The sequence below is a fragment of the Serratia sp. M24T3 genome, from assembly GCF_000257645.1.
Taxonomy (GTDB): domain Bacteria; phylum Pseudomonadota; class Gammaproteobacteria; order Enterobacterales; family Enterobacteriaceae; genus Rouxiella.
In genome coordinates this window covers 56,662-81,409 of sequence record NZ_AJHJ01000018.1, presented here as the reverse complement: position 1 = coordinate 81,409, position 24,748 = coordinate 56,662, and the positions used below count along the sequence as shown (strand labels likewise).

General features: G+C 49.4%; 21 protein-coding genes and 1 pseudogene. 12 read left to right on the top strand and 10 right to left on the bottom strand.

What is annotated here, in order from left to right:
* Nucleotides 1-256: 256 nt before the first annotated feature.
* Entirely contained in the window at nt 257-1,717 is a 1,461-nt protein-coding gene (gene pepD / locus SPM24T3_RS14875) for a beta-Ala-His dipeptidase (RefSeq protein WP_009637605.1), read from the bottom strand.
* Between the two features lie 247 nt (nt 1,718-1,964).
* Here pepD and gpt point away from each other — a divergent pair, with 247 nt between their 5' ends.
* The 6 genes from gpt to SPM24T3_RS25505 all read left to right on the top strand — a co-directional run bounded on the left by gpt (nt 1,965) and on the right by SPM24T3_RS25505 (nt 8,422).
* Entirely contained in the window at nt 1,965-2,423 is a 459-nt protein-coding gene (gene gpt, locus SPM24T3_RS14870; protein WP_009637604.1) for a xanthine phosphoribosyltransferase, read from the top strand.
* A gap of 521 nt (nt 2,424-2,944) precedes the next feature.
* Nucleotides 2,945-4,192: an esterase FrsA gene (gene frsA / locus SPM24T3_RS14865; RefSeq protein WP_009637603.1), complete on the top strand. Its 1,248-nt coding sequence runs from the start codon at nt 2,945-2,947 to the stop codon at nt 4,190-4,192.
* Nucleotides 4,193-4,255: 63 nt separating this feature from the next.
* The gene (gene crl, locus SPM24T3_RS14860; protein ID WP_009637602.1) at nt 4,256-4,657 is read left to right on the top strand and encodes a sigma factor-binding protein Crl; all 402 of its coding nucleotides are present in this window, start codon (nt 4,256-4,258) and stop codon (nt 4,655-4,657) included.
* Nucleotides 4,658-4,800: 143 nt separating this feature from the next.
* Entirely contained in the window at nt 4,801-5,904 is a 1,104-nt protein-coding gene (proB, locus tag SPM24T3_RS14855; protein ID WP_009637601.1) for a glutamate 5-kinase, read from the top strand.
* A gap of 10 nt (nt 5,905-5,914) precedes the next feature.
* Nucleotides 5,915-7,168 carry a glutamate-5-semialdehyde dehydrogenase gene (gene proA, locus SPM24T3_RS14850; protein ID WP_009637600.1) on the top strand — a complete coding sequence of 418 codons (1,254 nt, stop codon included), beginning with the start codon at nt 5,915-5,917 and terminating at the stop codon, nt 7,166-7,168.
* A gap of 237 nt (nt 7,169-7,405) precedes the next feature.
* Complete coding sequence (locus tag SPM24T3_RS25505; RefSeq protein WP_009637599.1) at nt 7,406-8,422, top strand: hypothetical protein; 1,017 nt, start codon at nt 7,406-7,408, stop codon at nt 8,420-8,422.
* Nucleotides 8,423-8,516: 94 nt separating this feature from the next.
* Here SPM24T3_RS25505 and SPM24T3_RS14840 read toward each other — a convergent pair whose 3' ends face one another.
* From SPM24T3_RS14840 to SPM24T3_RS14830, 3 genes and pseudogenes are all read right to left on the bottom strand, one after another.
* Entirely contained in the window at nt 8,517-9,725 is a 1,209-nt protein-coding gene (locus SPM24T3_RS14840; RefSeq protein ID WP_009637598.1) for an aldose 1-epimerase family protein, read from the bottom strand.
* 416 nt (nt 9,726-10,141) lie between these two features.
* Nucleotides 10,142-11,200 (bottom strand): annotated as a pseudogene (locus SPM24T3_RS14835) (fructose-specific PTS transporter subunit EIIC); the annotation flags it as partial.
* 99 nt (nt 11,201-11,299) lie between these two features.
* Entirely contained in the window at nt 11,300-12,124 is an 825-nt protein-coding gene (locus tag SPM24T3_RS14830; RefSeq protein WP_009637596.1) for a shikimate 5-dehydrogenase, read from the bottom strand.
* Nucleotides 12,125-12,272: 148 nt separating this feature from the next.
* On the opposite strand from SPM24T3_RS14830, the gene SPM24T3_RS14825 reads away from it, so the two are divergent.
* Nucleotides 12,273-14,030, top strand: a complete 1,758-nt coding sequence (locus tag SPM24T3_RS14825; RefSeq protein WP_009637595.1) for an SgrR family transcriptional regulator — start codon at nt 12,273-12,275, stop codon at nt 14,028-14,030.
* A gap of 3 nt (nt 14,031-14,033) precedes the next feature.
* Here SPM24T3_RS14825 and SPM24T3_RS14820 read toward each other — a convergent pair whose 3' ends face one another.
* Nucleotides 14,034-15,008 (bottom strand): glycoside hydrolase family 6 protein, encoded by a 975-nt coding sequence (locus tag SPM24T3_RS14820; RefSeq protein WP_037378689.1) that lies wholly within the window; start codon nt 15,006-15,008, stop codon nt 14,034-14,036.
* Between the two features lie 126 nt (nt 15,009-15,134).
* On the opposite strand from SPM24T3_RS14820, the gene SPM24T3_RS14815 reads away from it, so the two are divergent.
* Complete coding sequence (locus SPM24T3_RS14815) at nt 15,135-16,058, top strand: serine hydrolase (protein ID WP_037378686.1); 924 nt, start codon at nt 15,135-15,137, stop codon at nt 16,056-16,058.
* 12 nt (nt 16,059-16,070) lie between these two features.
* Here SPM24T3_RS14815 and SPM24T3_RS14810 read toward each other — a convergent pair whose 3' ends face one another.
* Complete coding sequence (locus SPM24T3_RS14810) at nt 16,071-16,538, bottom strand: DUF3237 family protein (RefSeq protein WP_009637592.1); 468 nt, start codon at nt 16,536-16,538, stop codon at nt 16,071-16,073.
* Nucleotides 16,539-16,656: 118 nt separating this feature from the next.
* On the opposite strand from SPM24T3_RS14810, the gene SPM24T3_RS14805 reads away from it, so the two are divergent.
* The 4 genes from SPM24T3_RS14805 to SPM24T3_RS14790 all read left to right on the top strand — a co-directional run bounded on the left by SPM24T3_RS14805 (nt 16,657) and on the right by SPM24T3_RS14790 (nt 19,932).
* Nucleotides 16,657-17,064 carry a type III secretion apparatus InvB gene (locus SPM24T3_RS14805; RefSeq protein WP_009637591.1) on the top strand — a complete coding sequence of 136 codons (408 nt, stop codon included), beginning with the start codon at nt 16,657-16,659 and terminating at the stop codon, nt 17,062-17,064.
* A 157-nt stretch (nt 17,065-17,221) separates the two neighbouring features.
* Nucleotides 17,222-18,136, top strand: a complete 915-nt coding sequence (locus tag SPM24T3_RS14800; RefSeq protein WP_009637590.1) for a TIM barrel protein — start codon at nt 17,222-17,224, stop codon at nt 18,134-18,136.
* A 9-nt stretch (nt 18,137-18,145) separates the two neighbouring features.
* Nucleotides 18,146-18,973 (top strand): sugar phosphate isomerase/epimerase, encoded by an 828-nt coding sequence (locus tag SPM24T3_RS14795; protein WP_009637589.1) that lies wholly within the window; start codon nt 18,146-18,148, stop codon nt 18,971-18,973.
* A gap of 122 nt (nt 18,974-19,095) precedes the next feature.
* Nucleotides 19,096-19,932: a MurR/RpiR family transcriptional regulator gene (locus SPM24T3_RS14790; RefSeq protein WP_009637588.1), complete on the top strand. Its 837-nt coding sequence runs from the start codon at nt 19,096-19,098 to the stop codon at nt 19,930-19,932.
* On the opposite strand, the gene SPM24T3_RS14785 is transcribed toward SPM24T3_RS14790, so the two are convergent.
* The 4 genes from SPM24T3_RS14785 to SPM24T3_RS14770 all read right to left on the bottom strand — a co-directional run bounded on the left by SPM24T3_RS14785 (nt 19,922) and on the right by SPM24T3_RS14770 (nt 24,701).
* Nucleotides 19,922-20,722 (bottom strand): TIM barrel protein, encoded by an 801-nt coding sequence (locus tag SPM24T3_RS14785; RefSeq protein WP_009637587.1) that lies wholly within the window; start codon nt 20,720-20,722, stop codon nt 19,922-19,924. The genes SPM24T3_RS14790 and SPM24T3_RS14785 overlap by 11 nt on opposite strands.
* Nucleotides 20,723-20,802: 80 nt before the next feature.
* Nucleotides 20,803-21,624, bottom strand: a complete 822-nt coding sequence (gene iolB, locus SPM24T3_RS14780; protein ID WP_009637586.1) for a 5-deoxy-glucuronate isomerase — start codon at nt 21,622-21,624, stop codon at nt 20,803-20,805.
* A 20-nt stretch (nt 21,625-21,644) separates the two neighbouring features.
* Complete coding sequence (locus SPM24T3_RS14775; RefSeq protein ID WP_009637585.1) at nt 21,645-23,150, bottom strand: CoA-acylating methylmalonate-semialdehyde dehydrogenase; 1,506 nt, start codon at nt 23,148-23,150, stop codon at nt 21,645-21,647.
* A gap of 324 nt (nt 23,151-23,474) precedes the next feature.
* A complete protein-coding gene (locus SPM24T3_RS14770; RefSeq protein WP_009637584.1) occupies nt 23,475-24,701 on the bottom strand; it encodes an MFS transporter in 1,227 nt (408 codons plus the stop codon).
* Nucleotides 24,702-24,748: the final 47 nt, after the last annotated feature.

Sequence of the window (24,748 nt, the reverse complement as noted above, 5' to 3'; positions counted from 1 at the left end):
CTACAGAATATTGATTATCCAAACCTTTCAAACGGCAGATGCGTTGGCTGCCTTCTATCACTCCAGTCACTGACTTGTGTAAGCTCCTGAAGATTCTTTCAGTTGCCGCCTTGCTGCCGTCTGAAATCTACAGGATATTGATTATCCGCATCTTTAAACGGCAGAGGCGTTGGCTTCCTTTCATCACTCCAGTCACTGACTTGTGTAAGCTCCTGAAGATTCTTTCAGTTGCCGCCTTGCTGCCGTTTAAAGGATTTTAGCCGCGCTCTGGAATCGCTTTCAGCAGTGCGGTCAGCAACTGCCAGTAAAGGTCAACGCTGCCGATGTGCACTTGCTCATCCGGTGAGTGAGGGCCGGTAATGGTTGGGCCGATAGAAACCATGTCCATCTCTGGGTAAGGCTTTTTGAACAGACCACATTCCAGACCCGCGTGGATCACCATGATGTTCGGGGTTTTATTAAACAGACCCTGATAAATTTCACGTACTTGCGCCATAACCGGAGACTCCGGATCCGGCTTCCAGCCTGGATAACCGCCTTTTGGCGAAGTTTTCGCGCCTGCTAGCTGGCCGACTGAGGTCAACATGCTGACCACGTAGTCTTTACCGCTATCGATCAGTGAACGAATCAGACAGATGATTTCTGCTTCACCTTCTTTCATGCTCACCACGCCAACGTTCAACGAGGTTTCAACTACGCCTTTAACGTCGTCGCTCATGCGGATCACACCGTTTGGCGTTGCGTTTAACAGGCCAAGGAAACGGCTCTGGCTGTCTTTGTTCAAGGCTTTTACATCGCTGTGTGCAGCTTCGATCACCAGCTTGATGTTTTTTTCCACCGCGGCCAGTTCGAACTGAATCACAGACTGGAACTCTTCCGCCGCTGCTTTGAAAGCTTCAACTTTGTCGGCAGCAACCGCTAGCTGAGCGACTGCTTCGCGTGGAATAGCATTGCGCAAAGTACCGCCGGTAAGATCCAGCAGACGTACGTCGAGCTTTTCGGCGTGTTCGCAAAGGAAGCGAGCCAGCAGTTTGTTGGCATTGCCCAGACCCAGATGAATTTCAGCACCGGAGTGACCGCCTTTCAGGCCTTTCAAGGTCAGTTTCAGCGTAGTGAAATCAGCCGGAACCGCTTCGCGCTGCAGAGGCAGAGTGGTGATAAAGTCGATACCACCCGCGCAACCCATGTAAATTTCACCCTCGGTTTCCGAGTCGGTGTTAATCAGGATTTCTGCCTGCAGCCAGTTTGGTTGCAGACCAAATGCGCCGTCCATGCCAGATTCTTCTGTCATGGTCAGCAACACTTCCAGCGGGCCGTGCTCAACATCTTTAGCAACCAGTGCCGCCAAGGCAGAAGCTAAACCGATGCCGTTGTCTGCGCCAAGCGTGGTGCCGCGCGCTTTTACCCAGCCGTTGTCGATATAAGGCTGAATAGGATCTTTAAGGAAGTCGTGAACGGTGTCGTTATTTTTCTGCGGAACCATATCCAGGTGGGCTTGCAGCACCACAGGCTTACGGTTTTCCATGCCGGCGGTGGCAGGTTTACGCAGCAAGATGTTGCCAACCTGATCGCGCTCGGCATGGATGCCTTGTTCGGCGGCCCAGTCAATAATGTGCTTAGCCAGTGCTTCTTCATGGTAAGAAGGATGAGGAATAGAACAAACCTTGGCAAAAATATCCCACAATGGTTGTGGTGAAAGTTGAGACAGTTCAGACACTGTAAGTCTCCCGATTTTGGATGACGAAAAGATATGACGAAATGAAGCACAGAATAACACTTTCTCCGACGCCGTGCGCGTGAGCGAAAGGGGATAATCCGCTAATTTTGGGCTTTCTGTGCCGGATAACTGCTGGTTTTTAGACTCAGGAGTCACTATAATCTCGCGCAATAAATTTTCCCTGAATAATTTTTTTAAAAGCCGTTAATCTTACAGGCTGGGATATCCCTTTTTTGAGAGTTAAAAAATGAGCGAAAAGTACGTTGTAACTTGGGACATGCTGCAAATTCACGCCCGTACGCTGGCTAAGCGCCTGCTGCCGGTAGAACAATGGACCGGCATTATTGCCGTTAGCCGAGGTGGCCTGGTTCCAGCAGCGTTGCTGGCTCGTGAGTTAAATATTCGTCACGTTGATACCGTGTGTATTTCCAGCTATGACCACGACAATCAGCGCGAAATGCACGTACTTAAGCGTGCAGAAGGCGACGGTGAAGGCTTTATCGTAATTGACGATCTGGTCGATACCGGCGGCACTGCTCAGGCAATCCGTGAAATGTATCCAAAAGCGCATTTTGTGACCGTATTCGCCAAGCCGGCCGGTCGCCCACTGGTTGATGATTATGTGGTTGATATCCCACAGAATACCTGGATTGAACAACCTTGGGATATGGGCGTGGTGTTTGTCCCGCCTCTCGTCGGCAAGTAATCCTCTTCATCCTTCAAAATGCAGGGTTGTTGGCTGTCCTCATTCACCCCAGTCACTGACTCATGTCAGCTCCTGGGGATTCATTCAGTGGCTGCCTACCTGCATCTCGAATGATTTAGAGGATGCTCTTAACTCTTCATCCTTCAAAATGCAGGGTTGTTGGCTGCCTTATTCACCCCAGTCACTGACTCATGTCAGCTCCTGGGGATTCATTCAGTGGCCGCCTACCTGCATCTCGAATGATTTAGAGGATGCTCTTCACTCTTCATCCTTCAAAATGCAGGGTTGTTGGCTGTCCTCATTCACCCCAGTCACTGACTCATGTCAGCTCCTGGGGATTCATTCAGTGGACGCCTACCTGCATCTCGAATGATGCATTAAGCTTTTATAATTTTAAACGCTCGCTTCTGCGGGCGTTTTTGATTTATGTCGTGCGTCGAGCCAGCCAGACTTTGTTATAATCCGAGTCTGGAGAAGGTGCGCCCGCGCCTTTTTGCCTGTCAAAGAGGACGCTCACTGTTATGGCACCTGCTAACCTTTCTGAAACGTTGTTTAAACCGCGTTTTAAATATCCCGAAACCTCGACGCTGGTTGCCCGATCCGATCGCCACTCTTCGCCGCTGGTTCATTCTGCGCTGGAAGGGGATTCTTTACCCTGTTGGTATCGCACTATCAATCGCCTGATGTGGCTGTGGCGTGGCATCAATCCGTTGGAAGTTGAAGAGGTTTTATCGCGAATTGCCGTTTCAGTTGCCGAGCGCAGCGATCAACAGTTGCTGGATACCGTAATCGGCTATCGTAACGGTAACTGGATTTACGAGTGGTCGCATCAGGGGATGTACTGGCAGCAGCAAGCCCAGGAGCAGCAGGATGCACAAAAGGCCAGCGAGTATTGGCTGCGCGCCGCCAATTTCTACAGCATTGCTGGTTATCCGCACATTAAAGGCGATTCGCTGGCGGAACAGGCTGAGGTGTTGAGTAATAAAGCTTTCGAAAAATCAGCCGAAAGTTCGACCTATGGCTTAAAAGAGTTCTCTTTGCCACGAGAAGGCGGAAAGCCGATTGTCGGATTCGTACACCTGCCTAACAACGGCGAGGCGCCATTCCCTGCAGTGCTGGTTTGCGGCGGACTCGATACTGTGCAGAGCGATTATCATCGACTTTTTCGCAGCTATCTTGCCCCGTTGGGTATCGCAATGATGACTATCGATATGCCGTCGGTTGGCTTCTCTTCTCACGTTAAATTGACCCCCGATACCAGCGTATTGCATCAGCAGGTACTTTCTCAACTGGACAAGATCCCCTGGGTGAACTCAACGCGCATTGCCGTTTTGGGCACCAGATTTGGCGGTAATATTGCCGTGCGTCTTGCCTATCTCGAGCCACACAGGATCAAGGCCGTAGCCTGTCTTGGACCGGTAGTACATCAAATGCTTACCGACGTTGAATGCCAAAAGCGCATACCCGACATGTATATGGACGTGCTGGCAAGTCGTATAGGGATGCCCAATGCTTCAAACGAAGCGTTAAGGGTTGAACTTAATAGGTATTCTCTGAAAATGCAGGGGCTGCTTGGCCGCAGAACACCTGTGCCAATGCTTTCTGCCTACTGGGACAACGATCCGTTTAGTCCGAAGCAGGAATCCAGTCTTATTGCGGGTTCTAGCCCGAATGGCAAAGTTATCGAAATTCCTTCGAAGCCGCTATATGGCAGTTTTGACCAGGCGCTGAAGGATATCAGCCAGTGGTTGAAGTTGAAAATCACCTAACGAAAGTGATTGCTAATTCCCGGAGGTTTGCTACAAATGGATGCTTAAATAAGGAGATTGTACATGACGTTACCAAGTGGTCATCCTAAAAGCAGGCTGATGAAACGTTTCGGCACGTTGGGACCTTATATCCGTGAAGCGAAATGTGAAAACGAGCGTTTCTTCTTTGATTGTCTGGCAGTTTGCGTAAATGTGAAGCCTGCGCCAGAGAAACGCGAGTTCTGGGGCTGGTGGATTGAGCTACAGGCTGATAGCGATCGGTTTACCTATGTCTACGAGTACGGATTGTTCGATAAAGACGGGCATTGGAAAGCGCAAAAGATTAAAGATGCTGAAGTGGTCGAGAAACTCGAAACTACGTTGCAAACTTTCTATAAAAATCTTAACGCCATGATTGAAGGTATGGAACTCAAGCTCGTCCCGGCAGCAAATCTCCCCAGAGAACCCATCAAGCTTCCCGCGTAACGCCAAGATTTTTTCTATCCCGATAGTATGTCATTATTATAGCGTTATGCCGGCTGGCATAACGCGTGCTGCCTGTTTAAAAACAACTGGCGGAATGATTCGGGCTTTCGATTCTCACATTCAAGACAAACGGCAGAAAGATTATGAGTGGCAGCCAAACACTGGTTGTAAAACTGGGCACCAGCGTGCTCACGGGTGGCTCACGTCGCCTTAACCGTGCCCATATTGTTGAACTGGTGCGCCAATGCGCTCAGCAACATGCGGCAGGGCATCGTATTGTTATCGTCACTTCTGGCGCGATTGCGGCCGGACGCGAACATCTTGGCTATCCCGAGCTCCCCGCAACCATCGCCTCCAAGCAGCTGCTGGCGGCGGTAGGTCAGAGCCGTTTGATCCAACTGTGGGAACAGCTGTTTTCTATATATGGGATCCATATTGGGCAGATGCTGCTGACCCGCGCCGATCTCGAAGATCGCGAGCGCTTTCTTAACGCCCGTGACACGATGAACGCGTTGCTCGACAACCACATTGTGCCGGTGATTAACGAGAATGACGCTGTGGCGACCGCCGAGATTAAAGTCGGCGATAACGACAATCTTTCTGCTCTGGCGGCGATTTTAGCCGGTGCAGATAAACTGCTGCTGTTGACCGATCAGCCGGGCCTGTTTACCGCCGACCCACGCACTAACCCAGAAGCCGAATTAATCCGCGAAGTAACCGCTATTGACGATGCGCTTCGTGGTATTGCCGGTGACAGCGTTTCCGGGCTGGGGACCGGCGGGATGGCGACCAAATTACAGGCTGCCGACATTGCCTGCCGCGCCGGTATCGACACTATTATTGCCGCGGGTAGCCTGCCGGGCGTGGTGGGTGATGTGATCGCCGGTAATTCGGTGGGCACCCGTTTCCACGCAATGGAAACGCCGCTTGAAAACCGTAAACGCTGGATCTTTGGCGCACCGCCTGCCGGTGAAATTACCGTTGATGACGGCGCGGTTGCGGCCATGCTTGAGCGCGGAAGCTCGCTTTTGCCCAAAGGTATTCGCGACGTGAAAGGTGACTTCTCGCGCGGCGAAGTGATCCGCATCCGCAACCTGACCGGTCGCGATTTGGCTCACGGGGTCAGCCGCTATAACAGTGATGCCATGCGCATGATTGCCGGACACCATTCCCAGCAGATCAGCGATATCCTCGGATACGAATACGGTCCCGTTGCCGTTCACCGCGACGATATGATCGTAAGTTAAGGAGTTATATATGTTGGAGCAAATGGGCAAAGCCGCCAGACAGGCGTCCTACCAGCTTTCTACATTAAGTACCGCTCAGAAAAATGCTGCGCTGTTGCTGATTGCCGATATGCTCGAGGCCAACAGCCAGAGCATTGTTCAAGCCAACGAGCTGGATATGGCCGCCGCCCGTGAGAGTGGCATGAAAGATTCGCTGCTCGATCGCCTGCTGCTGACTCCGGCGCGTCTTACTGCCATTGCCAACGATGTGCGCGACGTGTGCCGCTTAAGCGATCCGGTCGGCCAGGTGATCGACGGTGCGCAGATGGACAGTGGTTTAAAACTGCAACGTCGCCGCGTGCCGCTGGGGGTAGTTGGCGTGATTTATGAAGCGCGCCCAAATGTGACTATCGACGTTGCAAGCCTGTGCCTGAAAACCGGTAATGCGGTCATTCTGCGCGGTGGTAAAGAAACTCATCACACCAATCTGGCGACCGTTAATGTCATCCAGCAAGCTCTGGAGCAGTGTGGGCTGCCTGCCGCTGCCGTTCAGGCGATTCAAAGCCCGGATCGCGCCTTGGTCGCCGAGATGCTGCGTCTTGATAAATATATCGACATGCTCATCCCGCGCGGTGGTGCCGCGTTGCACAAACTTTGCCGCGAGCAATCTACCATTCCGGTGATTACTGGCGGGATTGGCGTGTGCCACACCTTTGTGGATGAAAGCGTTGATTTCGACCAGGCGCTGAAAGTTATCGAAAGCGCGAAGGTGCAGCGTCCAAGCGCCTGCAATAGCCTTGAGACTTTGCTGGTTCATGAAGCGATTGCCAGCCGCTTCCTGCCCGCGCTGAGCGAGAAAATGCATTTTGCGGGCGTAACTTTACATGCCAGCAGCTCGGCGCTGCCGCATTTAAAAAATGGCCCGGCCGCAGTGGTTGAAGTAAAAGAAGAAGACTATCAGGATGAGTGGTTGTCTTTAGATCTTAACGTTTCCGTGGTGGCAGATCTCGACACCGCCGTGGCCCACATCCGTCAGTACGGCACCGAGCATTCCGATGCGATTTTGACCCGCTCAATCAGCAGTGCAGAACGCTTTGTTAATGAGGTCGATTCATCGGCAGTTTACGTCAACGCCAGCACTCGCTTCACCGATGGCGGCCAGTTTGGCCTCGGCGCAGAAGTGGCGGTCAGTACGCAAAAACTTCACGCTCGTGGCCCGATGGGGCTCGAAGCCTTAACCACCTACAAGTGGATCGGCTATGGGGATGATTTGATAAGGCCATAAACAAAGTTTGATTGAACTGAGTGTCAGGCCAATCCCTTTAAAGACCGGCAGAGCGTAATAGCGCGATGCCGGTTTTTTTATCTTTATTTTTCAGATTTTTTGCTTCTCCAATTTTGCTATTGTCTTCGCAACATAGAAAGGGAGTAAGCGTATGAATATTAAAGATTTAAAACAAAAAAAGGACGTTGGTCAGACCGATTTCATGGGCACAACAACAATCTGTTCGAGTAAGCCGCAATGACTGATATCCCAGTTAATAATTATCCATCGGTCATTTTATCAATTTCTTCCGACACTGTTTTACCTGCGAGGCCACTTATTAAACCTTCGGCGTCATTTTCGAATTTGGGAGAGCATATTATTCAGGTCTCCCAAAATCAGAAAATGCCAACATCTTGTTTAATAGATGCCGGACGAAAAGAATCATATCAATACTCAGCACCCTGTGAGCGCAAAGAATTTGAGAGCCATAGTGATAATGCCCGGCGTCTAAAAATTCATTACCCTCATCTCAAGGTAGTTAACTTTTCGATTATTGCCGGTTGTCATGTAAATGCAATAGGCCGACTTGCAGAGTTTGAAAAAATAACACCAAATCCTAAATCAATATTATTAGCTACACCACAAATGTTGAGCGAGTCTAACTCAAGCTATGCACGACGTCTTAAAGCTTGCTATTCCAACCTCAGTGTCAGAGATATTGCAGGAATTGCCAAGGTTAGTGAAGACTATCTTCGTTCTATGCCTGGGTTTAAAAAACTTTCACCGTTTAGTGAGAGGATTAAATTACTAACCCCGATAAATCCTGGCGAAAACAATTTGCAATATGCTTTGCGGCTAAAAATTATTCATCCCGCATTGGGGGCATATACTATCGCGGCAATTTCTGGCTTGAATGAATATGCGCTGCGCATAAGGCGTGAGTTTATAGGATTGTCAGAAAACGGAAGACTTGCCGGCTTGGCGACACCGCGTGAGCCCCAAGAGAAAAACATCCCTTATGCTATAAGACTGTTAAAGATGCACCCGCAACTTAGCATTAAAGACAACGCAGCCCTCTCAGGAGTAAGTATCACTAATTTACGAAAAGCGATTAAAAAGAATAACTTGGTATCGCAGCCTCCAAAAGAGGAAACTGAATTAATCCAACGGTCGCGACCGTCCTCGCCATCGTTTAGTGAGCAATTCGAACAAGCTATGATTCGCGAGATGTATCGAGATGAGCTATCAATTGAAGATATATTACCTTCTTAATTTCTCGACATGAAAACAATTTAAAAACTGACAAATAAGTAGAGGGCCAAACATTGAAATATATCTGGCCCTTGTTTCCACGTTAAGAATTTTACTATTCTACTGCGATTGGCTTCCCATCAATGTTAACCGCTTCATTACCCTGAATGTTTTTAACGCGCTGCTCAACTTTTTGAACGGCTGCTGAATCTTTTAACAGACTGTAGGTAAGAGTAAATTCAGTGCTTTGACCCGGTTGCAGCTGTTTTACTCGCCCTTGCTCTTTTTCCACAGTGACTGGATAGGCATAATTTGTACCGGGCTCTATGCCTGTAACATAACCTTGCTTAAGAGTATCTGTATTTTTCCACATAGTGAGCAGCGGTAATTGATGGATATCAAACTCGATTGAGGCACCTTTATCACCTTTGCTGTTAATTACTGCTGCAATAGTCTTGCCGTTGCTATCAGCTTTGGGTTTTAGGTTAAAAACCATCTCATCAAAATCTTTGGTCGGGCCACTGTAAGTTGCCCAGTTATTCAGACCCTTTTTAGCGTAATCATTGAAAGGGGAGACCGACTCTAGTGGTGCAATAAATCGGGCATCTTTTTCCAATATCGGTGTGCCAAAATTACTGTGATAAATAATTTGATAGTCGTGCGGATAATCAGCTTTATTAGTTAGCACATCGTGGATGGTAAAAGAGTCTTGGCCGGGAATATAGCGCAGCTCAGTCCAGACTTCGAGATTGGATTTTTTAAATGCATGTTCTTTTAACAGACCTCGAATGCGGATCTCGTGTGGAGCCTGGTCTTCTACCGTGACTTCAACTTTTGAAGCCGGTGTATTACCCGCTCTGCCATGCAGAGTGTAAATTACGCCGTCTTTAGTGACAGGATGACCCGTCCATTCGAAGCCTGCACGTACCATCATCTCATTGAAACCTTCCAGCCAACCTAAACCATTGCGGCTCTCAAGATTGATATAGGCCGGATTAACAACTTCATTAACCGGAGAATCCCAACCCAATCGGATCCCATGACCTGTCACTTTCAAAGGATCCATGCCCCGAGTCGGGCTTAGCATAATTGTCAGGCCATCTTTACTGGTAATAGTAATGACCTTAGACCCTTCCTGCTTGCCACCGTGCAGCACCTTTTGATCGATGCTGAAATCCTCTCCTGAGTATTTCAGCTGCGTGCTGCTCATATGCCAGTTCCCCAGCTCCGTACTGGTGTCAGCATCGGTCAGCACCCAGGTTTTTGCTGCTGCATGACCGCTGATCAACACTAAAATTGCGCCTGCCAGAATATGCTTTTTCATCACTCCTTCCCTTTAGCTGAATTGATTTAGCTTAAACCAACGTCAGACTACAAAGTTAAGCGGGATAAAAACGTGAAGCGAATCACTTGAAGGGTAATTAGGGTTAAGTATCTACGTAAGTATGAGATTAATCACAAATAATGATGATTAATATTGTTATTTTCATTGAGGACTGTGACTTAAGGAGGGTGACTGTATCAAAATTGAAAACGATTCAGCTTTTTAGTTGGGTAAGTCAGAAAAAACTAAATAGCATTAAAGCACTCAAATTTCGCCGTAATTATAAAATAAGCGTGGCTCCAGGTAACATACCAATGGGATTAAGTGTTGGCGTACCGCTTTGCTGCACCTGATAGTACCTATATAAACTCGCTTCCCTGCGAGTTCGTTATTAATGTCGGCGGCAAATTATGATTTTATCGTGAGCTTTGCTGATTAAAAGCGGAACTCCCTTCTGCTGTTTCTATTTCATCCGTGCTAATAACTATTGAAGGTTTTAATACTGAATACATCACACCGGTCACCACTGTTCCGGCAATAATCGATAGCAAATACATCCCGACATTTCCTACTGCATGTGGAATGGCAAGGACAAATAAGCCACCGTGCGGTGCCATCAGCGCACAGCCAAAGAACATTGATAGCCCTCCTGCCAATGCACCGCCGCACATAGTGGAAGGGATAACACGCATTGGATCCCTCGCCGCAAAGGGTATTGCCCCCTCTGAGATAAAGCATAGCCCGAGGATAAATGAGGCTTTCCCTGCTTCACGTTCCTGCTGGCTAAATTTCTTCCGTGCCAAATAAGTTGCCACCCCCATTCCCAGTGCGGGAACCATACCTGCGGCCATAATCGCTGCCATTGGACCATAGGTTTGCGAGGCCAGCAGGCCAACGCCAAAGGTATAGGCTGCTTTATTAACCGGTCCTCCCAGGTCGAAGCACTGCATTGCGCCTAATATTATTCCTAACAATACGGCATTGGCGGTGGTCATTCCTGCCAGGAAGGTGGTTAATGCACTCATGACTGAGGCGACCGGGCCTCCAACGACATAAATCATCACCAGTCCGGTAAATAATGTGGCTAGCAAAGGCACCACAAGCACCGGTTTAAGGGCTTCCATTTCAGCGGGAAGTTTGATCTTCTCAACCAGGAACCTGGCAGTATAGCCAGCAAGAAAACCAGCAACGATACCGCCTAAAAACCCTGCACCGCCCAGGCTGGCAAGCATACCGCCGATTAAACCTGGCACCAGTCCAGGTCGGTCAGCGATGGAAAATGAAATATATCCGGCCAACACCGGCACCATTAAAGCAAAAGCGGCTTTACCGCCAATGTTCATCAATGCTGCGGCAAGGGTCCCAGGCTCCTTAAATGCCTGAATGCCGAATACAAAGGAGAGAGCGATACACAAACCTCCTGCGACAACCAGGGGTAACATATGTGACACGCCGGTCATGAGATGCTTATAAACGTTATTGCTCATAGGGTACGCCTTCTATTTTTTATGTTATCGGATAACGTGTATCGACAGGTTTTTTTATATAAAAGACTGAGGTTGAACTTATTAGGCTTAGGCTCCTTGTCGCGCGTATTTTGCTGCCTGTTGGAAGAGTTCATCATCAGGGCGAACCCCGGTATAAAGAACAAACTGCTCCACTGCTTGAATAGCAAAGACCTCAGAACCGGTTATTACCGTTTTGTTTTGGCTTTTGGCATATTTCAGTAACGGTGTTTCAGCAGGCAGGGCAACAACTTCAAAGATCACCTTGGCGTGATTCACTTGCTGTTCGCTGAAAGATAATTTTTCGGCATCTGCACCGCCGCTCATGCCGATAGGCGTGGCATTAATCAACAGGTCAGGGTTAAGGTCCGTCATATCTTTACGCCATTCGAATCCATAGAGTTTTGCTAACTCTGGACCGGTTTTTTCATTCTTGGCGACGATAAATCCTTTCTTGAAACCCGCGTCTTTCAAGGCGCAGGCCACGGCTTTTGCCATGCCGCCGCTGCCGTGCAGTGCAAAAGAATAATCGGTGGGTACGTTATATTGTTTGAGTAGGGTGGCAATGGCGATGTAATCGGTATTGTAAGCTTTCAGATAGCCGTCGGTATTAACGATGGTATTGACGGAGTTTATTGCACGAGCCGAAGCATCTAATTCATCTAGCATCGGAATACATTCTTCTTTGAACGGCATAGAGATAGCACAGCCACGAATACCTAAAGCGCGGACACCAGCAATAGCCCCTTTTAAATCCTTGGTGGTAAAAGCTTTATAAAGATAATCGAGGTCCAGCGCGTCATAGAGATAATTGTGGAAACGCGTGCCGAAATTGCTTGGTCTTGCGGCCAGTGACATACAAACAATGGTGTCTTTATTTAAATACTTGGTCATAACAATCTTCCTAAGAATCAATATTCCTGAATGGCAATCGGTAGATCAGCGCATCCGCTTTGCTGTCACCTGTTGCAGTTTCAAAAATAATGGCCTAAAAAGGTGAGATTAAAAACTGCTGAGTTTCGATATTTGGAGTTCCTCTTTTATGACTGGTCGCCGCCTCGAACAGCAATATCTGCGTTTGCTGGAGCTGTTTCCGACGCAAAATGTAAGCATCACTCTGCAGCAACTCGCGGATAATTTGCACTGTAGTAAGCGCCATATGCGCAGTCTTTTAGTCCAGATGCAGGATGCTGGATGGATTGACTGGTTATCGGTTGCGGGCCGTGGGCATCGCTCGCAGCTGAGACTTTTAAGAAACTCGCATCAGTTGCTAGTGGCAAAAGCGGAGAAATTGCTGGATCAGGGCAGTTATGACGAGGCGATCAATCTATTGGGAGAAGAAAAGCAGCTGGTAACTTCTTTGCTGCGCAGCAAATTGGGTTATAGCATTCGCGACGATTATCAATCGCTACGCGTTCCTTATTATCGTTCGATCCCCAATCTCTATCCCGGTACACCATTAAGGCGCTCTGAGGTGCATTTGGTCCGGCAAATATTTAATGGGTTGACGCGCGTCAATGAGCAGAATGGGTTGCCAGAACCTGACCTGGCGCACCATTGGCGACAGCTTGATGCATTGAGTTGGCGATTTTATCTGCGTCCGGGTGTGCAGTTCCACGATGGTCGCGAGCTGACTAGCGAGGATATTGTTGTGTCTGTTAACCGTTGTCGATTGCAGCCACTGTTCTCACATATCACCCGAGTCTATCAAAGCGGAACATTGAGTGTTGTAGTGGAGCTTGCTGAACCTGACAATCAGCTGCCGCTTTTATTATCTCACCCTACGGCGCTTATTTTACCCGCGGATCATCAGTCTCGTGCTGATTTTTCCTCGCGTCCGATAGGCACGGGTCCCTATCAGGTTAGTGAAAATAATGACTGGCATCTGTTGTTGAAAGCTTTCGATCATTACTTTGGTTTTCGCGCCTTGCTTGATGAGGTTGAAGTTTTAATGTGGCCGGATCTGTCTACGCTGCCGAAAAAAGAGGAACCTGTTTCTTCATCACAAACATTACCGGGGCAGTCCGCTGCTTGGTTGAGCTCCAGCATTAGTGACGTCGATTATGTAGCGGGTCACGCGGTGAGTTTTACCGGTAAGCCCTCGGACTTTTCAATAGAAATGTTTTTGGAACGTGGCGGCTATTTCTTGTTGTGTGACAGCCGCTCTTCGCTTTGGAAGTCCATTGAAACTCGGCGCTGGTTAAGGGAAAAACTTAATCCTAACCTGCTGATCCAGCAACTGATTGAACCTATTCGCCAGTTTTGGGTGCCCACCGGCAGTTTATTACCCTCCTGGTTTCATTGTATGGATGCCGGAAAATCGCAAGCTCCAAAAGCCCCTTGCCGTTTAAGGCTGGCTTACCATGCCCAGCATCCGGAATACACCATGCTGGCTGGAGATATGCAGCGGGTTTTGGCAGAGGCGGGAGTGGAGTTGGAACTTATCGAGCTTGGTTACGAACTCTGGGCTACCGGAGAAGCTGAAGCCGATTTGTGGCTGGGAACGGTGAATTTTCCAGTGCCGGAAGAATGGAATGTCGGAGCCTGGTTATTAGGAATGCCGTTGCTGAAAAATAATATCTCGGGTGGAAACGGCGTGCTGTTTGAACAATGGCTTCAGCAGTGGCGCAGTCAGCAGTTAAGCTCTCAGCAGTTAGTGCAAAATGTCGTTGGCGAGGGTTGGCTTCAGCCGCTGTTCCATCACTGGATGCGTCTAAAAGGTCCCAGCCAGGCACAGGGAATTCACCTGAATAATCTGGGTTGGTTCGACTTTAAAACGACTTGGATGGAACCTGATTAAACCCTAATTTATAATTAATCGCATTGCTAAATCGGCACTGAATACGCCTGCCTTTGGTCCGCCATGACAATCAGCTTTAGGGGAGTAATCGCCGTCGGAATTCCCCGGCACTTTTATCCATGCGGCGAATATGTTTGCGGATAACTGCTGTGTCGGAATACCTAATTTTGGACCTGCAGCATTACACCATTCACCCGCTTTTGCTGCTTGACCGTTGCGACTGGTATCAATGAGGATGGTTTTTTTATAGCCATAATTTTTTAGCAGGATGATATTTATCCTATCTGCATAGGATATAGATTCTGGCGTTGAATAGGAATTAGAGACATTCAGCGCAAAACCCTTGGCGTTTTTAAGTCCTGCATTATCAAGATATTCAGCCATTACGGCAGCAGGTTTCCAACGCGCATTACCGGCATCAAGATATAACTGAGCGGCGGGTGCCTTAGAGTTAAAGGTATCGACGGCATATTTTAATAAACCAAGCCTGACAGATTGTTGCTCTTTATCAAGACAGCCAATGTCACCCAGACTATCTGGTTCAAGCACAATAACGGCTTTTCTGCCTTTAACGCCATTGGCAAACTCATTAACCCATTGTCTGTAACTCTCGGGTGTTGCCGCTCCGCCCGCCGAGGCTACGCCGCTGCAATCGCGGTGGGGAATGTTATAGGCCACCATCAGCGGAACTTGATGTTTTTTCACGGCGGCGGAGACATAAGAGGACACTTGCTGACTCAGATTATCTTTATCTCGAAGGGAACCGGTAAACCAGCGCGCCATCGGAACATTGGCTATGGACTGCTGTATTACAGCCTGACGGGGATCATTGGGGTGCTGTTTTACCCATTCGGCGGCGGTAGAATTCGGATTAACATAAAAACTGTCGGCTGCTTCAGCCGCGAAAAGAGTGGATGAGATTAATAATACAGCGAAATAAAACATGATTCTCAATGTATTATCCTCAATTAAAGTCATCAGAAATGCGCTGGAAAATATTATATTTCTCCTCTTGATGTTAAATAATGAGCCTGCCTTGCGGTAAGGGCAACTATTATGAAACGATGAATTTTTGATTAAAGGTAACGACATAGTCAGGAGCCAATGATGCAGGAAGAATATCACTGGAGCTGGATCACCCGCAGTGGTCTTAATGCCTCAAGTGCAGAACACAATGTTCGTTTCCCTTATTGGAGCTTTACCAAATCGGTAATCGCTGTTTGTGCTCTAAAACTTTCCGAAAATGGCTCATTGAATTTGGATGCGTTTTTGCAAGGGCAAAAATATACCCTGCGGCAACTTTTGCAGCACACAGCCGGAGTAGCAGATTACGGGCAGCTACCCGATTATCACCATGACGTAGCGGCAAATTTGCCGCCATGGTCACGGGATAAAATGCTGGATGCAGTGTTGGCCAATGATCCGCTGTTCCTGCCAGGAGAGGGCTGGAGCTACTCTAATGTGGGATATATGCTGGCGAGGGAGAGGATTGAAGAGGTAGCTGGAAAAAGCTTCGCTGAACTGGTGGCTGAATTTATTACCACGCCGCTAGGGCTGAAAAGCGTGGAAATTGCCACCACGCAGTTGCAGTTCAGCACTCTGCATTGGCCAGCTGCGGCCAGTTATCATCCCGGATGGGTCTATCATGGCTGTTTGATAGGCACCGCGCATGATGCTGCCAGTATTTTAGATGCACTGTTTAATCAGAAAATTTTCAGAAATAATCAGGCAACTGGAAGCACGCTGCAGCAAATGCTGGAACATTATCCGCTAGGGGGCGCATTGGCTGGCCGCCCATGGACGAAATGCGGCTATGCATTGGGCCTGATGAGCGGCGAGGTAGGCGGGGGACAGCGGGCAATTGGCCACTCTGGCGGTGGACCATTTTGCATTAACGCGGTGTATCACTTCCCCGACTGCGCCGATCCCGTCACTGTATCCTGCTTTGCCAAGGGGACTGACGAAGGTAGCGCTGAACTCTTCGCTACCCGTTTAGCTTTGCAATTAAACGGCAAAAAAGCGCAATAAAAGCAGGTAATCTCATAATAATTCATAAAATTTCAGCGATACGCCCTGTGCGGTGCGTTGGCCAATGCAGATGAAAATCGATTCGATCATCCAGCGTAATGCATCACTGTATACTTCGAATTTAGGCACTGCTCTGAAGTAGATATCCTCCTGCGGGATCTGATTAAAAAACGACATATCTTGATCAAAAAGACGATCGCGCCACTCTGCAGGAATACGACGTATGCCATTATTTTCTATGTAAACAGTGCCTTGATCTGTTTGTAAACCATAGCGGGCGGAGAGATGACAGATACCGTCTGGTTGAATAATCTGGCTATCGATGCCGCCCGGCAGCACAGCACCATTAATTTTTCCGCTTACTTTCCCTTCAAGAATGGAAATCAGCTGACGTTTGCCGCCCTCGGCTGTCGCGTTAACAATGACTGGTTTATCAACCTGGATCTCGACAGAAAAACTCAATTTTAGTTCTGGGTGCATTTTTCCTCCGCAATTTGAGCGATTTATAGCTGTTTGTAGAACGGAACCGTTCTAGTTTGTACACGCTATCTGCTCACTGTTTCACATTAAAAAATTGTCAATTCCAAGGAAAGAACACATGCACTATAACATTGCCGAACGTTTGCGTAAGACCCTGAGTAACATGGGTTATCCGGTTGAGTCCAGTCAGTTTGACGCCCATTCCACTATCGAAATCAGTTTTACTAATATCCCCAGCCTCTATTTTTCAGTAATCGATGATCGGCTCTGGCTATGGAGCGCATTAGATTGGATGGACAGCTCTACCTTTACTTCCTGGGGCGCAGAACTGTGGGAGGAGTTACAAGCTGCACTGTGCTGGGTCGTGACCGGGCAACCGGTATTGGGGCAAGGAAGTGAGGGTTACGAATTAAAAGCCCTGGTAGACGATCACTGTTTTGACGAAGAGTCACGGTTAGAAGAGCTGCTCGAGGGTTTTTATGTACTGTGTGTCAGATTGAGCGACCGTTTCAGCCAGTCTCGATAGGTGGCGAGCGCTAAGTCCAGCGTTATATTGATGGAAATCCATCGGTTAATTTGATGGTTGTCACGATATCATAATTTCATTATATAAAGAAATGGCTTGTTTGTTTCGTTTTGTGCAGAGTATTACCAGCAGCAGTTAAATACTGATGAGGTTAACTATGTACGACATAGCCAACGCGCCCTGCAGCTGGGGCGTTGATGACCCCAAAAACCCCCACTTGCCTGCCTGGCAAAAAGTGCTTGATGAAGCTCGTCAGGCCGGTTATTCAAGCCTCGAGCTTGGCCCGTGGGGCTTTTTACCGAAAGATCCCGCCGTACTGACTCAGGCGCTGGAGGAACATCAGCTTTCACTGGTAGCGGGGACACTGTTTGATGATCTGGTTTCAGAAAGCAACTTTTCTAAAATGGTCGAGTTGACTCACAAGATTTGCCATTCGTTGCGTAATACACGCATCGCGCGCGCACTTGGGAAGTTTGCTCCGCCTTATCTGGTGATTATTGATTTTGGTAACCCGAAACGAGCCAGGTTTGCCGGCCAGTCTGGCAAAGCTCCGCGACTGAGTTGCGACGACTGGCAACGTCTGGTCAATCATATTCGCGAGATTTCGCATATCGCGATGCAGGAATATCAGGTCAGGCCGGTAATCCATCCTCATGCCGGAGGCTGCATCGAGTTTGCAGACGAAATAACGCAGATAGCCGATGACATTCCACATTTTGAGGCGGGATTATGTCTTGATACCGGGCACTTATATTACGCCGGACTGTCTCCAGAAAAGTGGATTGAGCGCTACATTGACCGTCTGGACTACCTGCATTTTAAAGATGTTAACAAAGCCATTTTCCAGAAAGTTATTGCTCGGGGCACCGATTTTTTCACCGCCTGTGCTGAAGGCGTAATGTGCCCGCTGGGGCAGGGCAATATTGATTACGCGGCGGTGAAAGCTACGCTCGAAAGCCATCAGTGGCAGGGGTGGATAACCATCGAGCAGGAACGCGATCCTCGAGATGTAGCGGGAAGTTTGGCTGATGTTTCGGCAAGTTTATCTTATTTAAAAAATATGGGTTTTTAGGGAGCTGTAATGAAAAAAGCATTCCACGGCGTATCGGTTTGGTACAGCAACGCAGTCACACAACTGCGTCTCGCCAGTGAAACAGGTTTCGATGCGTTGGAGATCCTGCCTGAGCATCTGTTCCGCTATGTCGATAACGGCGGATCGCTCGAGAAGTTTCATACCCTTGCCGAACAGTTTGGCGTTGAAATTAGCTGTATCAATGCTCTTAAACGTATTGGTCGGCATCAGCCCGAAGAGCGTGCGGCGATGTTAAAGGAGGCGCATAAAATCTGTCATGCAGCACAGGTGCTGAAATGCCCGGTGGTGCAGATTATGGCGCTCAATGAGTTGGATCACCTGGACGAAGACGCGCGAAATGAAATTTTAATCAAAAATATCAGTGACATAGCCGATATTGCGCTTCAGTACGGTATAAAATTGCAGATTGAAGTGGTGGCTTTCACTCGCTTTAACAGCCTGAGCCAGGGGCTGGAGATTATTAAACGTGCAGGCCGCGACAACGTTGGCCTGGTGATTGATTTCTGGCATCTGCACGCGGGTGGCAACACTCGGCCCGAAGAAGTTGCGCAGATGGACGTTAACCTGATATACGGCATTCATTTCTGCGATGGTCGGGCCGCGCGTCAGGGTGAAGAGTGGGATGAATGGGTACAACGTGACTACCGGCCGGGTGAGGGGGAGGTTGATATCGCCGCCTGGATAGAGGCAGTGCGCGCCACGGGCTACGACGGTGTGTGGTGCCCGGAACAGCTCAGCCCAACTCATTGGGAAGATGACCTGTGGCAGATTGGTCGAGACAATTATGAAAGCCTCACTGCGTGGACCAGCCGTTAACGGAACGTGTTTGAACTGGTATGTTCATAAAATGGGATCCTGCCCGGAGTCTATGAATGAAATATTTTGTTCATTTTGGTAGACTTAACTATTCTTCATGATGTCCTAGAGGGCGAATTCCCGTGTCAAAACATACAACTCAATTGTCTATTTTACAGGAAGACATTCGCACCCGTTATGACAGCTTGAGCAAGCGTCTTAAACAGGTGGCACGCTATATACTTGATAATAGTAACAGCGTGGCATTTGATACGGTGGCATCCATAGCGCAGCGTGCAGATGTTCCTCCTTCTACGCTAATCCGTTTTGCCAGCGCTTTTGGTTTCAGCGGTTTCAATGAAATGAAACAGGTATTCCGTCAGCATCTGATGGAAGAAACCGTGAGTTATACAGAAAGGGCGCGGTTATTTAGAAAATCCTCTGTGGATGAGGGCACAGCTGCGCCGGAAAAGCCTGATGAAGTGCTGAATATGTTTTCGATGGTTAACGCACAGGCTCTACAGCAGCTGCCGACGCATATCAGCGCTGAACAACTGGACGAAGCGATTGCTTTGCTTTCACAGGCCGATAACATCTATATCATTGGCTTACGTCGTTCATTCAGCGTCGCCAGCTATCTGACCTATGCTTTACGCCATCTTGAGCGTCGCGCCTTTCTAATCGATGGGTTGGGCGGAATGTTCTCGGAGCAGTTGAGCATGGTGAGTCCAAAAGACGTGGTGATCGCCATCAGTTACTCGCCGTATGCCAGCGAGGCGATGGAATTAGTTCAGCTTGGTGCACGTCGCGGTGCTCGTCAGATTGCCATTACCGACAGCCAGGTCAGCCCGCTTGCCGCCTTTAGCGATGTCTGTTTTGTGGTGCGTGAGGCCCAGCTCGACGGTTTCCGTTCTCAGGTGGCCTCAATGTGTCTGGCGCAAACTATCGCGGTATCATTGGCGATGAAAACTACAGTCTGACTGTAAACGCCTGCTGGAAGCGTTCAATCGCCACACTGGAATCCCCGGATGCCCAGGCTTCCATACCGACCACCCCGCGATACCCCGTCTCATACAGGGCGTGCGCGATTGCTGGATAGTTAATTTCTCCCGTCCCTGGTTCCTTCCTTCCAGGGACGTCGGCCACCTGAATCTCGCCGATAAAAGGGGCAGACTCGCGGATTAGCTCAATCAAATTCCCTTCACCAATTTGCGCATGGTACAGATCCAGATTCATCTTCAACCAAGGGCTGTTGACCGCCGAGATTAGCGTTAACGTGTCGCGCGCTTTGGCGAAAGGCGTAGCGGGGTGGTCAACCAGCGTATTGAGGTTTTCAAGCAAGAATACTTTTTGATGGCGCTCGCCGAGTTTGGCAATCGCGCACAGTGTCTGATAGGCCTTGATCCACATTGCCCCCGTGACTTCTATCACCGGCTTAACCGGTAAGCCTTGGCTGTCTAGACCGGTGCCGTGCAGGTTCAGGCTTGGACAGTTCAAACGTTGGGCGATTTCTATCGAGATTTCGGCGGTTTCCAAAAGTTTTTCAATTTGGTCATCATCGAGAAGATTGCCGCTGATATAGCCGGTCATTGATGTAAAACGTGCCCCGGTGGCCGCCAGCGCATCGATGTCTTTTTGGGTCCAGTCCCAAATCTCGACTGCGAATCCGGCCTCATGAATTCGTTTTACGCGTTCAACAAATGGCAGGTCCAGAAACACCATTTCGGCACAAACGGCAAGCTGGAAAGGGGAGTTAACGCGGCTAGACATAATTTTTCCTCCACTGAAATCTTAAAAAGCAGCCTGCAGGCTGCTTTTGTGTTTAAGCGATATGGGTAATTTTTGGAAAGCTATTCTTTATTGCGCGGATAAGCGTCGGTATTGACCCAGGCATGGTCTTTCTCCCAGGTAAACTGCCATTTGCGCTCGGGACCAGCCATTACGTTAAGATAATAATTATCATAACCGGCAATGGTCGCTACCGGATGGTAGCCGCGAGGCACTTGCACCACGTCACGATCGTAAGGCGCCATGCATTCGTCCAGACTGCGATCGTCGGTATAAACCCGATGTAAAGCAAAGCCTTGCGGCGGATCGAAACGGTGGTAGTAGGTCTCTTCGAGATAGGTTTCTTTCCCCGCCACCGGCGTATCGTGTTTATGGCTCGGGTAAGAGCTGCTGTCGCCTTCATCGGTGTAAACCTCGACTACCAGCAGGCTATCGGCAGGTTTGTCGTCAGGCAGAATATTGTGCACCAGGCGTTTATTGCGACCCTTGCCACGATGCTCAACCCCAACGTCTTTCGGCGCGATCAGGCGTGGAGGCAGGTCGCCAAAGCCTGGTGCACTGCACACTGCCAGCTCTAACGCCGACTCGGCCTTAACTTCAGACTGAGTATTGTGCGGCACATAAACCGACCAGGCTGGAATACGCTCGAACGGGCTCATACGTTCGCCAATATGCTCAAAGGTTTCTGTGGGAGTGACCACGCTTGCCCGGCCCGATACCAGTACCAGACAGCGTTCTTTATCATCCGCAGGCAGAGTCAGGGACTGGCCTTCTTTGAGCTGATAAACGTCAAAACCCACGTACTTCCAGCCCGCAGTTTCTGGCGTAATATGCTGAATACGACCGTCTTGTGACGGCGCGTGCTTACTGAGCAAGCGGGACATAATCCTCTCCTTGTAAGTGTTTAACCCAACGTCGGCATACTGAACTCCGCCACGGTTTGCTGACCGCTCGGCCAACGGGTGGTAACCGTTTTCATACGAGTATAAAAGCGAACGCCGTCTGGACCATGCACGTTAAGCGCACCAAATACGGAACGTTTCCATCCACCGAACGAGTGGAAGGCAACCGGCACCGGAACTGGAATGTTTACTCCAACCATCCCGGCTTCAACGTTTTGCACAAACTCGCGGGCATAGTGGCCATTGGTCGTGAAAATCGCGCTACCGTTGCCAAATTCGTGGCCGTTAACCGTGCGTAATGCAGACTCGAAATCCTTTTCACGCACGATGCCGAGAACGGGTCCGAAAATCTCTTCACGATAAATTTTCATATCGGTGGTGACGTTATCGAACAGCGTACCGCCGACGTAAAATCCTTCAGGATGGCCATCGACTTTATAGTTACGACCATCGATAACCAGTTTTGCACCTTCTGATACGCCATGATCAATATAGCCGAGGACTTTGGTCTGGTGAGCCTTGGAGATAACCGGGCCCATTTCATTTTCTTCTTTACCGCGCAGGTTTCCCGGACCGATACGCAGCGCGTTAACCAGCGGCGTCAGTTTGGCAATCAGCTTGTCAGCGGTGTCATCACCTACGGCAACCACGATTGGCAGCGCCATGCAGCGTTCACCGGCAGAACCAAATGCACCGCCCATGATTGCCTGCACAGTAGCGTCGAGGTCAGCATCCGGCATGACGATAGCGTGGTTTTTCGCTGCCCCAAAGGCCTGCACGCGTTTACCGTGGGCGCTGGCGGTAGCATAAATATGTTGAGCGACGCCGGATGAGCCGACGAAGCTCACTCCCTGAATGCGTTCATCAGTGGTTAGCAGGCTGGCTGCGTCGTTGCCGCAGTGCACCACGTTGAATACGCCGTCTGGCAGTCCCGCCTCTTTCAATAATTCTGCCAAACGAATAGAGGCAGAAGGTGCCGGGGCCGGGGGTTTGAGAATAAAGGTGTTTCCGCAGGCCAATGCCACCGGGAACATCCACATTGGCACCATCGCCGGGAAATTAAATGGAGTAATTCCCGCAACAACACCCAGCGGCTGCATTACCGAGTAGCTGTCTACGCCGCCGCCGACATTGTTTGAGAACTCGCCTTTCAGCAGTTCTGGAATACCGCAGGCAAACTCGACCACTTCCAGACCACGGGTTAACTCACCCAGCGCATCGGAAAATACTTTACCGTGTTCACTGACAATCAGCTCAGCCAGCTCGTCGCGGTTTTTTTCGATCAACGCCTTGAATTCAAAAAGGATGCGCGCACGGCGCAGTGGCGGAGTGTTGGACCATGCCGGGAAAGCGTTGTGTGCATGTTCAATCGCCTTCAACACTTCTTGCTCTGTGCTCTGAGTCACCTGGCGGATGACCTGACCGGTAGCCGGATTCGTTACCGGCAAAGTTTCTTTACTGCTGCTCGTAGTGCGCTGGCCGTTTATGAAATTCGCGATTATTTCCATCTTCTCTACCTTACCTCAGGACCGTGATGAATTTGCAGGACCCTCTAAGGGCCGCCCGACTAAAATAACCTTATTACTTTGAACTAAATGTTTCAAATTAAATTTAATGGAATTTATGTTTCCGTGATCGGTGGCAGAGTTTTGGGTTGGAAGGGAACAATTATTTTGTTCTTGAACGATTAAGGTTTTTATATAATAAATTGATTTATATAATTTAATTTTTCCCAAGGGCGCGTGGGGAGATATCAGGCGTGGAGGCCAGTCCTGAGAAAATCTTCATGACTGGCATAACCTTATATATTTCATTTTATCGGTATAAAAAGTTCATTTCGCTGTTTTTTTATGCCGCTGGTGGCAAGTGGCGTAATTTGACGGGTTTTTACCTCGCGGCAATCCGATTTTTACCAATAGCATACCGACAAAGGCACAGCCTGCGGCCAGGAGGAACACACTGCGATAACCAGCAAAGCTCGATAAAATTCCTGCCAGAGGCCCGGTAACGCCATAGGCTAAATCCTGAAACGCTGAATAACCTCCGAGCGCCGTGCCTCTGGCTTCTGGTGGAACGCGACGCACAACTTCGACGCCGAGCGACGGGAAGATAAGCGAGCAGCCACAGCCGGTCAGTGCTGCACCGGCTAGCGCCATCAATGGGTTAACCGCCAGACAAATCAGCAATAATCCGGCGCACTCTACCAATAGCGAATATTGTGCAACTTTGATGCCACCAAATTTATCTGGCAGATTACCTAGCATCAGTCGCACCGCGATAAATGCGGCACCAAAGGCGGTCAGTGCGAATCCGGCATACGACCAGCCAAACTGGTTGAAATACAGGGTGATAAAAACACTGAGCACCGAGAATCCGATACCCTGCAGCATCAGGCCCAACCCCGGTCGCCAGATGCGAACCCAGATAGTACTCAGCGGCTGGCGTTTACCGGCATGGGCTTCAACCGCAGGCACGCCGCGATCGACCAAAAGTGCAATCAGCGGTAATAGCAGCATCAGACCGGCAGTGGTGGCCATCCCCTGAGAGCGGTATAGCGCCAGTCCGAGCGGTGCGCCGACAGCCATCGCCCCGTAGGTCGCCATGCCGTTCCAGGACATCACCTTGCCCGCCAATCCCTCGCCCGCAAGGCCCATACCCCAGGTCAAGTTTCCAGTGAGCAGCAGGCTCTCGCCAACACCCAGTAAAATTCGCCCAATAATCAACAGGCTGAAGGCCAGATAAACCGACTCGGATGGCATCAACGCGGCAGCCAGAGTGGCGACACCGGATGCTGCACAGCATGCCATGCCAGAAAGTGCGGTACGACGCGCGCCGTGACTATCCGCCAGGCGACCTGCTGTACTGCGAGTCACTAAGGTAGTAATAAATTGTGCACCGATGGCGATACCGACCAATACGTCGTTGAGGCCCAGCTGCTGGTGGACATAAAGAGGCAGAATGCCGAGCGGCAGCCCGATGGCAAGATAGGCAATAAACATCGCGATGCTAATGCGTAATAAAAGGCGTTGTGGGTGTTGCTCCTGAATTAAAATACTCATCGGCGATACCGTAATGGTTAATGAATTAAAAAAGCCTGAAAGGTAAT